Here is a 12,609-nt window from a genome sequence, read left to right on the forward strand (position 1 = left end):
AGGGACACCGTGCACGTCCTCACCCTGCACCGCCTCGATCTCGCACCGGACGTCGCGATCGACGACGCCCTCACGACCCTCGACCCGCGTGAGGCCCTGCTCACCGCGACCGATCTGGCCGCCACCCGCGGCGACGGGATCTTCGAGACCGTCGTCGTGGTCGACGGCGTCCCGCAGGCGCTCGAGGCACACCTGGACCGGTTCGCGCGCTCGGCCGAGATGCTCGAGCTCCCCGCGCCGCGCCGCGAGCTCTGGGGACGGGCGGTGCACACCGCGGCCGACGCCCTGCGCGCGCACGCCGCACGCGGCGCCGTGAAGTTCGTGATGTCGCGCGGGGACGAGGCCGCCGGAGAGGCGCCGACCGGGTGGGCCCTGGGCTTCGCGCCCGACAACCGCCGGGGTGGCGCGACGCCCGAGATCGACGTGGTGCTGCTGGACCGCGGCTACCGCCACGACGTCGCGCAGACCTCGCCGTGGCTCCTGCAGGGCGCGAAGACCCTCTCCTATGCGGTGAACATGGCGGCGCTGCGCGAAGCACGGCGCCGGGGCGCGAGCGACGTCGTGTTCACGACGATCGACGGCTACGTGCTCGAAGGCCCGAACTCCACCGTGATCGCACGGCTCGACGGCGTCTACACGACCGTGCCCACCGAGCTCGGCGTGCTGCCGGGGACGACCCAGGGCGATGCGTTCGCGGCGCTCGAGGCCGAGGGCGCCAGGGTCGAGGTGCGGGCGATCACGGTCGAGGAGCTCCTCCGCGCCGATGCGCTCTGGCTGTGCTCCAGCACCCGGGGCGCCGCACCGGTGCGTTCCCTGGACGGCGCGCCCCGGAGCGTCGACGCCGCCGTCACCGAGCGGATCAACCGCGCGCTGGACGGACGGAGGGCATGAACGACATGATCCCGGTCATCGACGGGCACAACGACCTCGCCTGGGCGCGGCGCGTGCGGCACGGCTACGCCGCCTCGGGCTGGGACGGGGACCTCCCCGACCTGCACACCGACCTGCCGCGCCTGCGTGCAGGAGGAGTCGGCGGCCAGTTCTGGTCGGTGTGGGTGGATCCGGTGCTCACCGGCGCCGAGCAGGTGACCGCGACGCTCGAGCAGATCGACTTCGTGCACCGCCTCGACGACGCGTACCCCTCGGATCTGCGGTTCGCCCGCACCGCCGCCGAGGTGCGCGCCACCATGGCCGAGGGCCGGATCGCGTCCCTCATCGGCGTCGAGGGCGGGGCGCAGCTGAACGGCTCGCTCGCGGTGCTCCGCCAGTACGCCCGCCTCGGGGCGCGCTATCTCACGCTCACCTGGTCGCGCACCACGGACTGGGCCGACTCCGCCACGGACGAGGCGCGGCACGGCGGGCTCACGGAGTTCGGCCGGGAGGTCGTGCGCGAGATGAACCGGATCGGCGTGCTCGTCGACCTCGCGCACGTGGCCCCCGACACGATGCGCGACGCCCTCGCGGTCACCACCAGGCCCGTGCTGGTCAGCCATTCGGCGGCGCTGGCCCTGTGCGATCACCCGCGCAACGTCCCCGATGACGTGCTCGCCGCGATCGGCAGCGGCGGCGGTGTCGTCATGGTCGCCTTCGTCCCGTCATTCCTGTCGCCGGCCCGCCGCGACTGGGTGCTCGCGGGCGAGGTCGGCGATCCTCCCCCGGTCGGGATCGCCGACCTCGCCGATCACATCGAGCACGTGCGCGAGGTGGCCGGCGCGCACGTGGTGGGCCTGGGCGCCGACTACGACGGCACGGATGCGATGCCCGCAGGGCTCGAGGACGTCTCGCACTACCCCGACCTGCTCGCAGAGCTGCGTGGCAGGGGCTGGTCCGAGTCGGAGCTCGCGGCGCTCGCGCACGGCAACGTGCTGCGCGTGCTCGAGGCCTCCGACGCCGACCATCTCGCCTTCCTGGACGGCACCGCCCCCGCCCCCAGGGCGGCGGCGCTGCAGCCTGCCGTCGACACCGAGGCGCGGACCGCGGCCGAAGGGGCGCCGCGCATCCTCGTGGTCGTCAACGCCGAGGCCTCCCCGCCCCGCCGTCTCGGCGCCTGGCTCGGCGAGGACGGCTTCGCCGTCGACGTCGTGCTCGGCGCGAACGGGCTCCCGGCCCGGCTCGACGGCTATTCCGGTCTCGTGATGCTGGGTGGCGGGCTCATGCCAGACGAGGACGAGGCGGCGCCGTGGCTGGCCCAGGAGCGCGCGCTCGCCCGGGAGGCCATCGCCCGCGACCTGCCGACCCTGGGGATCTGCCTCGGCGGTCAGGTGCTCGCGCACGTCGCCGGCGGGGAGGTGCGTGCGGACTTCGGCCCGAAGGAGCGCGGATCCACTCTGATCGCCCCCACCGCCGCGGGCAGGGAGGATCCGCTCCTCGCCGCCTTCGGCGCCGGCGCCCCGATGATCGAGAACCATCAGGACATGATCACGGCCCTGCCCGAAGGCGCGGTGCTGCTCGGATCGAGCGCCGCTGTGCCGAACCAGGCGTTCCGGATCGGCACCCGCGTGTACGGGCTGCAGTTCCATCCGGAGGTCTCCGCCGAGGACCTGCTGCGCTGGAGGGAGCCTACGACGCCGTCGCCCGAGGACCGGCCGGTCGCGGAGCTCCTCGCCGAGGCGCGCGCCGCGGACGAGGAGAACACCCGTGCCAGCCGCGCGCTGGTCGCCGGCTTCGCCGACCACGTGCGCGCCTTCGTCGCGGCGCGCGCTCCCCGATGACGGCGGCGACCGCGATGACCGCCGTCGACGACGCGGCCCTCCTCGGCCACGCCAGGACCGCCCTCGCCGCGCGACTCGACGCACCGACCCTGCGCCGTTCCCCCGCCTCCCTCGCGGCGATCACGCACCGCGGCGCGGTGATCGCGGCGAGCGCGCACGGGGAGCCCCGACGCGATGGGGCGCCCACGACGCCCGGGACGATCTTCCGGATCGCCTCGATGTCGAAGAGCTTCCTCGCGGCGACCGCGTTGTCGCTGCGCGACGAGGGCCTGCTCGACCTGCACGCGCCGGCCGCCGAGTACGTGCCGGGGATCGCGGCGGCGCGCTTCGACGACGAGCCCTTCTCGCTCACCCTGGACGCGCTGCTCTCCAACCGCGGCGGCCTCGGCGAGGACAACGCCTGGGGCGACGAGCACCTCGGCTCCTCGCGGGAGGAGATGGCCGCTCATGTCGAGGCGGGACTGCGGCCGGCGACCAGGCCTGGCACCGAGTACCGGTACTCGAACCTCGGGATCTCCCTGATCGGGAGGGCGATCGAGGCGGTGACGGGACGGGACGTCGAGGATGTCGTGCGTGCGCGACTGCTGGATCCGCTGGGCCTCACGGACACCCGCGCCTCGGCCGACCTGTACCCGGCCGGATCCGATCTCGCCGCCGGGTTCCGCACCTTCGACGACGGCGCCGCGTTCACGCCGGAGCCCTACGTCGGCTCCGGCGCGCTCGCGTGCATCGGGAGCCTGTTCAGCACCGCCTCGGACATCGCCGCCTGGATGCACTTCCTCGGCTCGGCGTTCGAGAGCGGAGCCTCGCCCGCCGACGGCGTGCTGCGCGCCGCCTCGCGGCGTGAGATGCAGACCGCGCGCACGCTGATCCCGACGAGCGCCTGGACCGCGAGCGGCCGGGTGCTGGACGGCGCGGGATACGGCTACGGGACGGTCGTCGAGCACGACCGCCGGTTCGGCCGCGTCGTGCAGCACGCCGGCGGCCTGCCCGGCTTCTCCTCGCACATGCGCTGGCACACGGCGACGGGCATCGGCGTGGTCGTCTTCGGCAATTCGGACTCCTTCGGCGCCGGATCCGTCGCCGGCGACCTCCTCTCCGACGTGCTCGGCCTGATCGACGCGCCCGCGGCCCTCGTGCGCCCCTGGCCCGAGACCCTCGAGGCCGCGCGCCGCATCGACGCCCTGCTCCGCGCCGGCCGCCCGTTGACCGATGCCGCCGAGCTGCTGGCGCGCAACGTCCTCCGCGACGTGCCGGCGGACGTCCGGTCCTCCCGTCTCGCCGAGGCCCTCGCCGAGACGGGGGCGATCCGCCCGGCGACGGATCCCTTCCCCGAGCGGATCGTGTCGGCCTCCGACCGGTCCGCGCTGCGGTGGACCATCCCGTGCGAGCGCGGAGCGCTGGTGTGCGACCTGCGCATGATCGGCCTGCACGACCCGCTCGTGCAGGAGATCGCGATCCTGCCGGCCGGCGAGGATGGTCGAAAACCCCGCGACGAGCCCGCGCACGTGACCGACCACCACCGCCTGGCGCCCGCGCAGGAGCGCACGCGCGGCGTCCAGGAGGGGGTGCGATGACGGCCTCCCCTCGCCAGGACCGCCCCCGGCTCGCCGATCTCGGCGTCGGCCCTGGCGCGCACCCGCGCGGGCCGCACAACGCCATCACCGATGTGCCTGGCGTGCTGGTCGGGCACTCGAGCATCCACACCGACCGGCTGCACACGGGCGTCACCGCCATCGTCCCCGCGATGATGGGACCACAGCGTCGGGGGCTCCCCGCGGCGCTCGCGGTCGGGAACGGCTACGGGAAGCTGGTCGGGGCCACGCAGATCCAGGAGCTCGGGATCATCGAGACGCCCATCCTGCTGACCAGCACGCTCTCGGTCTTCCGGGTCGCCGACGCGCTGCTCGGGCACATGCTGGCCCGCCCGGGGTACGAGGACGTGACCACGCTGAACCCCGTCGTCGGCGAGACGAACGACGGCTTCCTCTCCGACATCCGCACGCGTCCGCTCGGTGCCCAGCAGGTGGAGGCCGCTCTCGCGGACGCCTCGACGGGCCCCGTCGCCGAGGGAAGCGTCGGAGCGGGTTCGGGAACGGTCGCGCTCGGCTTCAAGGGCGGGATCGGTACCGCCTCCCGGATCGTCGCCGTGGGCGACGCCTCCTTCACGGTCGGCGCGGTCGTGCAGTCGAACTTCAGCGGAACCCTGTCGATCGCCGGGGTCCCGATGCCCGCGTCCGAGCTCGTGCCGGGACCGGACGCCGCGACGGTCGGCAACTCGTGCATGATCGTCGTCGCGACGGATGCCCCGCTGGACGCGCGGCAGCTCGCGCGCCTCGCCCGGCGCGCGGTGTTCGCGATGCGCGGCGTCGGCGCCGACTTCGCCCAGGGCAGCGGCGACTACGCGATCGCGTTCTCGGTCGGCGACGACGTCGCGCCCCGGGACGAGCTGCTCTCCCCGCTCTTCGGGGCGACCATGGACGCGGTCGAGGAGTCGCTCGTGAACTCGATCCTCGCCGCCACGACGCAGATCCACGCCTCGGGGCGCGTCGCGCACGCGATCCCGCCCGAGGAGGTCGCACGACGCCTCGCCGCCGCCGGCGTGGTGGCGGACGCGACCCGCTGACGCGCCGCAGCCCCCCGGAGGGCGAACGACGGAGCGCCGGCCCCGATGCGGACATCGGGACCGGCGCTCCGTGTGCCTTGCCGGTCCGATCAGCTCATCGGGTCGGCCGACGTGTCGCCCTGGAGGCGTCGACGCCGACGGGACATCACCAGGAAAGCACTGGCGAGCAGCACGAGCGCGCCGCCGATGATGCCGGTCGTCAGCAGGGCGTCACCGTTCAGACCGGTAGCGGCCAGGTTGCCCTTGCCGTTGCCGCCGCCGTTGCCGTTGCCACCCGTTCCGGGGTCGCCACCCGGGGTGGTCGGCGTCGGGGTCGGAGTCGGAGTCACGACATCGGCCACGACGAAGGTGCTCTCCGAAGCGTCGCTGCTGACCCCGCCATAGGTCTGCACCGCGGAGATCGTGTGCGATCCCACGGCGACCGTGCCCGGCAGCGCGACGGACCAGGTGCCGTCGTCGCCCACGACCGTCGGCTCCACAGCCTCGGCCGCGGGGGCCGCAGCCTTGGCGGCAGCCGGGGCGGCGGCCTTGGCCGCGCCCTGCACGCCGTCGAGCGTGACGACCACATCCGCACCGGGAACACCGGTGCCGCTCACGGCGGTCGGCGCCGTGTCGAGCTTCGCCCCGTCCGCCGGCGAGGTGATCGCGGGGGCGTCCGGCTTCGCCGGGTCCTCGGACAGCGGAGCGCGGACGGTGAGGAGTGCCGCCGTGTTGTTCTGCAGCGACTTCTTCACGGTGACGACGGTGCCGTAGCCCACGCCCGCATCCGCGGGGTTGCCCGTCCCGAGCGTGGTGAAGCCGAGGTCATGACCGTACAGATCGGTCGCCGGGGTGCCGTCGGGGTTGACGACGCGCGTGCTGTACGGCGCACCGTCGATCGAGGGCACGACCACCGAGGCGTCGCGCAGGCGGTTGAACAGCTTGCCGTCGCGGACCTCCAGTCCGGCCACCCACCCCTGGTCGTCGGTGAAGGACTTCACCGGCGCCTGGGCCGCGATGTCGGTGCAGGCCTCGTTGAAGTCCGCGTCGACCAGGCAGTCCTTGAACGGCAGGGTGGGGGCGAGACCGAACGCCGCGTTGGACGACTGCGCACGGCTGGAGATGTTCTTCGTCACGGACGGATCCATCTCGGCCGCAGCCCCCGTGCGACGCAGCGGGTCGAAGTGGCTGTCCACGAGGAGCAGGCCGCCCTTCGCTCCGTAGCTCGGCAGGTTGGTCAGGTTGGAAGTGACCTGGTTGGAGTCGCCGTAGGCGGTGTCGCGGTACCAGACCAGCGCGCCGGGCGCGTTGTATGGAACCTTCTCGACCTTCCATCCGTCGTCGCTGTACACCGTGGTGTAGCCGTACCTCAGACCCTCGTCGAAGCCGTCGAAGTTGCGCCATTCGACCAGGTAGTACTGCGCCTTGATCTGCGTACCGGTGTCGCGCACCCAGCCCGCTCCGGTGGTGTCGGTGAACGTGCCCGCGGTCGCGGTCCAGCCGTTGTCGCCCGACTCCACGTCATCGGTCCAGACGTCGGCGCCGCCGGCCGTCAGGGCGAAGTCGTCCGAGAACCAGCCACGATCCTCGTAGGCCGCGTCGGTCGCCTGGCGCAGACGCACCTGGATGTTCTGCCCCGCGTACGCCGACAGATCGATGTGATCGTGACGCCAGCCCTCCGTGGAACCGGTGAGTCCGTACTTCTTGTTGCCGAAGTCCTTCATCCGCCCGTTCGGGTCGCTGTAGCCGTCATCGGTCGAGACCAGCGCACCGGACTCGTCGTAGACCTTCTGCTCGACCCAGGTGGATCCGCCGTCGGTCGAGACCTCGACGAAGCCGAAGTCCCAGTCCTCCTCGATGACGTAGTCGTTCCACATCGAGAACGTCGCACCGGCGGGAACGTTGTCGATCGAGCGCTTCAGCTGCACGTCCGCCCAGTCCTGGTCGGCGTTCGAGTACCACATCTCGGATCCGCTGTGCGGCTCTGCGAGGGTGATCCGCTTGTCCGGCAGGTTGATCTTGACGCCGTCCTCGGTGCCGTTCGCCGGCCGGGAGGCCTGGCCGACCTTGATCGTCTTCGTGCCGTCGCCCGGGTTGATCTCCAGCGGATCCACCCACCCCAGCACCCACTTGTCCCAGATGCCCATGTGGGTGGGCATCGACTGGAAGATGGGGCCGGAGTGCGAACCCGAGCTCATCAGATCCCAGAAGTCGATGTCCGAGTTGCCCGCGTTGGACGTGTCGTACAGGTCGGGCAGGCCCAGGTCGTGGCCGTACTCGTGCGCGAAGACGCCGACGCCGGAGTTCTCCGGCTGGACGATGTAGTTCTGGATCTTGAAGTCGGTGCCGGGGATCGTGGCGCCGCCCGCGACGTCGGACGAGTGCGCCCAGACCGCGTAGGTGCCTTCCTTGCCGCCGCCGCCGGACTTGTCCTCGCCGGCGTGCACGAGCACGACGTGGTCGATGATGCCGTCCGGCTCATGGACGTTGCCGTCGCCGTCGCGGTCGCCCTGGTCCTCGATGTCGTAATCGGCCCAGGGGAAGTCAGGGTTCTGCTGTGCGAGCGCTGCCACCGCGTCGATGGGCAGCTGGCCGGGTCCGAGCGGGTTGTCGGGGTGGCCCTGCATGTCCTGCATGGGTCCGGCCTCGTAGTTGCCCGTCGCAGGGTTGAGATGGCAGACCGTGGCGCCGTAGTACCCCTCGGAATGCGGGACCTTGACCCAGGCCGTGGCCTCGCCGGAGAGCGAGTAGGCGCCCCGTGACATCTCCTCGTACATCTTCTTCATGGTGTGACCGGAGATGTCGAAGCCCGGCTGGCCGTCCAGGCCCGTCAGATCCGTGCGCACCCGCTCGGTGATGCCCTCATCGGAGAAGAGCATCCTGTTGTAGAAGTCGCTCGAGAAGTCGGGGACCCACATGGTGTTGTTGTCCTTGTGGGCCGCGTCTGCGGGATTCGCGATGTTGTTGTGCAGCGTCGGACCCTGCACATCGCCGGGCTTGCAGTCCGTCGCGCCGAACCCGGTCGGAACCTGCAGGCCCGAGAAGTCCTCGGTGCCGTCGAACTCGACGAGGATGGTCAGGAGCTTCGCCTTCTGCGTGCTGTCGGCGTGCTTGAGATTCTTCGGGCTCTCACCGGTCTGCACCGCCTCCGCCTCGGTCTTGGCCAGCTGCTCGGCCGCGATCGGATTGCCCTGGGCGTGCTTCTGGTCGTTCTCCTTGGCACGCTCGAACGCCGCGTCGCTGATCGCCTTCCGCGCGCTCGCGCCGCCCCCCAGATCGGCGACCGCCTGGTCGTCGGACGCGTCGGTGAACGCCTCGGCCCGAGGAGCCACGTAGTTGATGTAGTGATCGCTGGTGCCGCTCTTGCCGGCGCCGTTCGAGGCGGTGGAGCTCGCGCCCGCCACCTGCGCGCTCGGCGGCGACGTGCTGGCCGGCGCTGCACTCGCAGGCACGGCCCCGAACGTCGCCACTCCTGCGGCGGCGAGCACGAACACCGAAGTCGTCGCCGCTGCACGTCGTCGTACGCGGGCGCTCTTCTCTGACATCGATTCTCCCTCCAGGCGTCGCCACGACGGTTTCCGAGGCGACGCGTCCGTCATGCGCCGATCTGGCACACACAAGATTCAGGATTACCGTGAAACCCCTATGCAACGGAAGAGAATCAGCTGATAAAGATGGAACTTCCTGCGCGCCACCTCGCACCCACGCCCCCTCGCAGCACCCACGCCCCCTCGCACGGACGCACGCACGAGGGGGCGTGGACGCCATGAGGGGGCCTCGACACCTCGAAGGGGCGCCGCCCGGATGTCCCGAGCGGCGCCCCTTCTGAGCGTGCGGCGTGCGCCGAGGGCGTCAGCCCTTGTTGCAGATGTCCTGCAGCTTCTTGCCCTGCTCGGTGAGCTTGGCGCTGGCGGCCTGCGCCTTGGTCGAGATCTCCTGGGCCTTGTCCTGGGCCGCCTTGAGCTTGTCCATCGCGGCCGGGTCGGTCGCGTCGAGGTTCTTCAGGTCGGGCATCTCGAAGCCGTCGAAGACCTTGACGAAGCCGTCGAACTCGGTCGCGAACGCCGTGAGCGGCGCCTTGACGGACTCGTTGGTGACCTTCTTGCCGGCCTCCTCGAGACCCTTCTGCACGGGGGCGAAGATCGCGGCGAAGTCGACCTTGTCGCCCTGGGTGGCCTGCTGCATGGCCGAGTTGACGTCGCTCGAGATGCTCGAGGTGGCCTTGTTCATCTCGCCGTTGGCGATCTTGCACGCGTCGGCCACGCTCTGGCCGCCCGAGCAGGCGGTCATGGTGGCGGTGAGGGCGATCGCGGCGGCGAGGCCGCCGATGCGGGTCAGGGTTGCCTTGTTCATGGTGAGCTCTCCGGTCTCTGCATGGATATGGCTGCCGGTCCGTGAAGGGCGCGACAGCCAGGGTCGCGTTCCAGCCTATTCCGAGCCGATGCATAGCTTCGGACCGGGCCGGCGGATCCGGCGCGATCGTGACCGCACCGAGATCCCGCCGCCCTACCTCGTCGACGCCCCCTCGCAGCATCCGCGCCCCCTCGCGCGAACGCACACACAAGGGGGCGTCGACAGCACGAGGGGGCGTCGACGAAGCAACCGGATCAGAGGGACGCCAGGAGCAGATCCGCCTGCGCGACCCCCGAACTGTAGGACTCCGACACGGTGCTCGTACGCATGCCCGCCCAGAACAGTACGCCGCTCACCGTCGCGGACATCTGGTTCGCATTGCCGCCGCTCCCGTAGGGCCCCCACGAGTACGGCTCGTTGGCCCAGTCCGTCAGCACGGCCTTGTGGTACTGCAGACCCTGGTCGCCGGCCGACTTCCGGACCACGTCGAGCACCGCCTGGTACTTCTGCTCGAGCGGCAGCGCGTGGAGCTCCTTCGCCGCGGCGCCGGTCTCCCAGCCGACGATGACCTGGCCCTGGTAGCCGGGGTAGGCGATGGAGGCGTTCCACAGGGTGGTCGGGAAGCCGTCCATGGTCTCGGCGTAGCCCCAGTCGTCGGTCCCTCGGGGCGTGAACACCTTGCCGCTGAACTCGAGCACGCACTTGAAGATGTCCTCGTACTGGAACGCGTCGAAAGCGGCCCACTTGGGCACCGGCAGACCGGGCGTGAAAGCGATGCTGCGGCGCTGCATGACGCCCGCGGGCACCGCGAAGATCACCCGGCGGCCGAACATCACTCCCTTCGAGGTGCGCAGCTCGACCCCGCTGGGCGTGTAGGCGACCTCCTGCACGACCGTCTGCAGCAGCACCGGCACCGTGCCCGCGATGACGCGCAGCAGCTGGTCGTAGCCGCCGATGATCTTGTAGTCGCCGTCGTCGTAGCGCGAGTCGTTCGGATCCAGGATCTCCGGCGCAGGGGCCTGCTCGGGATGCAGGGTGTACCGGATGCAGTCGCGCAGGGGGCCCGCGACCTCCGACGCCGCCGTGTTGTACAGCGGCTCGCTGTCGTCGGTCAGACGGTAGTTGAGGCCGCTCGGCGTGTTCGCCGCCGTCACTCCGAGGCGCGCCAGATACGCGTCCGCCTTCTCGCCCGGCTGCACGGCCGGCAACGGCTTCTTCTGCCCCACGGGGTCGTACGGCACGAGCGCGGCCGGGATGCCCAGCGGGAACAGCCACGACGTCGGCGAGTCCCACTGATGCCACTGCGACGTGGGCGACGACGCCGGCGCGTTACCGAGGCGGATGTGGTTGTTGCGGAACATCCGCATGTCGAATCCCGCCTGCTGGATCCAGGGGTAGGTCGACGCGTAGGGGCCGCCGTGCACGAGCTCGCAGCCGCGCTCGACCGGGATGCCCATCGACGTGCGGTCCGTGTGCATGCGACCGCCGATCCGATCCCGGGCCTCGACGATCGCCACCCGCAGCGCCGGATTCCGGTCGACGAGCCGGCGCGCAGCACCGATCCCTGCGGCCCCCGCTCCGACGACGATCACGTCCCACGCGTTGTCCCCGCCCGTCGCATGTGCGAGCGACGGGCTCGCAGCAGCGCCGGCATCGGCGATTCCGGCGGTGGCGATTCCTGCCGCGGCCGCGAGGCCGCCCAGCAGGATTCCGCGCCGACTGATGTTCTCCATGGTGCAACTCCTTCGTTGTTGGATCGGATCCTTCGTTGTCGGATCGGGGGAAGGGCACGACGAGCGACCGGGACGCCCTGGCAGCGCGACGGTCACCGGTCTCGCGTCGTCGCGAGACCGTGCGCCCTTCGTTGTCGACGCCCCCTCGGGGCGCCCGCGCCCCCTCTCACAGACGCACACACGAGGGGGCCTCGACACCACGAGGGGGCGTCGACGCTGCGGCGCCGCACACGAGCAACCGGCTGCGCAGCGCGGCGCGGAGCGGATCCGGGGATGCGCCTAGTCGGCGCTGGAGACCTCGGGGACGCCCCAGCCGTAGGCGAGCTTGTGCACCTCGAGCACGAAGAACGACTCGGTCGAGACGACGTCGTCGAGTGCGCCGATCTTGTTCTCCAGCACGTCGACGATGTGCGCGACGTCCCGGCAGATCACCTCGACCATGACGTCGAACTTCCCGCTCGTGATGACGACGTAGCTCGTCTCGGGCAACGCGGCGAGCGCCTTGCAGATCGCGCGGGCCGAGCCCGGCCGCACCTGCACGCCGATGAGGGCCAGCCGGTCGAAGCCGATCGCCAGGGGGTTGGCGATCCCGACGACCTGCAGCACCCCCTCGTCCTCGAGCTTCTTCAGCCGGTAGCGCACCGAGGAGGCCGGCACGCCGAACTCGTCGGCGAGGCTGGAAAAGGTGCGGCGCCCGTCCACCTGGAGCGCCGCGATGATGCGGCGGTCCAGGTGGTCCAGGCCGTCAAGCTCGTTCACGGGATCGAGGCTATCGCGAGGAGGGTCGGGATCCGCTGCATCAGTCGAGGTGGATCACGCCGGTGCGCAGGTCGCTCATGTCGAGCAGGGTGTGCTTCCCGCCGATGCGGCCCCAGCCCGTGCGGCTCCCGCCGACCCCGCCGAAGGGCATGTTGATGTCCCAGAACCCGTTGCTGTCGTTCACGATCACCTGCCCGGTGCGCATCTGCTCCACGAACCGGTAGGCGCGGCTGAGGTCCTTCGTGAAGACGGCGCCCTGCAGGCCGAGCGCATCGTCGTTGGCGATGCGGAGCAGCTCGTCGTCGGTGTCGGCCGAGATGATCGGGACGACGGGCCCGAAGGTCTCGGCGACGCTCAGCAGCGCGTCCGGCGCGACGCCGTCGACGACGGTGAAGTCGTAGTAGAGGTCGGTCGGGAAGCCCGCGGCACGGCCTCCGCCGACCACGAA

At 71.3% G+C, this 12,609-nt stretch carries 9 protein-coding genes; 4 read left to right on the forward strand and 5 right to left on the reverse strand.

Annotation, left to right across the window (positions count from 1 at the left end; all coding sequences use genetic code 11):
- Positions 1-9 precede the first annotated feature (9 nt).
- From B7X32_RS03825 to B7X32_RS03845, 4 genes are read left to right on the forward strand one after another with little or no spacing between them, the layout of a single operon-like run.
- Entirely contained in the window at positions 10-891 is an 882-nt protein-coding gene (locus B7X32_RS03825) for an aminodeoxychorismate lyase (RefSeq protein ID WP_292716285.1), read from the forward strand.
- Positions 888-2,711: a membrane dipeptidase gene (locus B7X32_RS21030; RefSeq protein WP_366246942.1), complete on the forward strand. Its 1,824-nt coding sequence runs from the start codon at positions 888-890 to the stop codon at positions 2,709-2,711. Before B7X32_RS03825 ends, B7X32_RS21030 begins: the two co-directional genes overlap by 4 nt.
- 14 nt (positions 2,712-2,725) lie before the next feature.
- A complete protein-coding gene (locus B7X32_RS03840) occupies positions 2,726-4,288 on the forward strand; it encodes a serine hydrolase domain-containing protein (RefSeq protein WP_292716288.1) in 1,563 nt (520 codons plus the stop codon).
- Positions 4,285-5,337: a P1 family peptidase gene (locus tag B7X32_RS03845; protein WP_292716291.1), complete on the forward strand. Its 1,053-nt coding sequence runs from the start codon at positions 4,285-4,287 to the stop codon at positions 5,335-5,337. The genes B7X32_RS03840 and B7X32_RS03845 overlap by 4 nt, the downstream gene beginning before the upstream one ends.
- Before the next feature lie 89 nt (positions 5,338-5,426).
- Here the strand turns inward: B7X32_RS03845 and B7X32_RS03850 are convergent, their stop codons facing one another.
- The 5 genes from B7X32_RS03850 to B7X32_RS03870 all read right to left on the reverse strand — a co-directional run.
- Positions 5,427-8,861 carry an immune inhibitor A domain-containing protein gene (locus tag B7X32_RS03850; RefSeq protein WP_292716294.1) on the reverse strand — a complete coding sequence of 1,145 codons (3,435 nt, stop codon included), beginning with the start codon at positions 8,859-8,861 and terminating at the stop codon, positions 5,427-5,429.
- Positions 8,862-9,168: 307 nt separating this feature from the next.
- On the reverse strand, positions 9,169-9,669 hold the full coding sequence (locus B7X32_RS03855) for a hypothetical protein (RefSeq protein WP_292716296.1): 501 nt from the start codon (positions 9,667-9,669) through the stop codon (positions 9,169-9,171).
- A gap of 254 nt (positions 9,670-9,923) precedes the next feature.
- Positions 9,924-11,402, reverse strand: coding sequence for an NAD(P)/FAD-dependent oxidoreductase (locus tag B7X32_RS03860; protein ID WP_292716299.1), 1,479 nt, complete (start codon positions 11,400-11,402; stop codon positions 9,924-9,926).
- Between the two features lie 279 nt (positions 11,403-11,681).
- On the reverse strand, positions 11,682-12,161 hold the full coding sequence (locus B7X32_RS03865) for an Lrp/AsnC family transcriptional regulator (protein WP_052680128.1): 480 nt from the start codon (positions 12,159-12,161) through the stop codon (positions 11,682-11,684).
- Between the two features lie 40 nt (positions 12,162-12,201).
- Positions 12,202-12,609 (reverse strand): aldehyde dehydrogenase family protein (locus B7X32_RS03870; RefSeq protein WP_292716305.1); only part of this gene is annotated, 408 nt, incomplete at its 5' end.

The sequence above is a fragment of the Microbacterium sp. 13-71-7 genome (assembly GCF_002257455.1).
Classification (GTDB): Bacteria; Actinomycetota; Actinomycetes; order Actinomycetales; family Microbacteriaceae; genus Microbacterium.

Bases quoted from the DNA above. Each gene is read 5' to 3' on its own strand.
- B7X32_RS21030 (WP_366246942.1), top strand. From the start codon at position 888: ATGAACGACATGATCCCGGTCATCGACGGGCACAACGACCTCGCCTGG.
- B7X32_RS03840 (WP_292716288.1), top strand. From the start codon at position 2,726: ATGACCGCCGTCGACGACGCGGCCCTCCTCGGCCACGCCAGGACCGCC.
- B7X32_RS03845 (WP_292716291.1), top strand. From the start codon at position 4,285: ATGACGGCCTCCCCTCGCCAGGACCGCCCCCGGCTCGCCGATCTCGGC.
- B7X32_RS03850 (WP_292716294.1), bottom strand. From the start codon at position 8,861: ATGTCAGAGAAGAGCGCCCGCGTACGACGACGTGCAGCGGCGACGACT.
- B7X32_RS03855 (WP_292716296.1), bottom strand. From the start codon at position 9,669: ATGAACAAGGCAACCCTGACCCGCATCGGCGGCCTCGCCGCCGCGATC.
- B7X32_RS03860 (WP_292716299.1), bottom strand. From the start codon at position 11,402: ATGGAGAACATCAGTCGGCGCGGAATCCTGCTGGGCGGCCTCGCGGCC.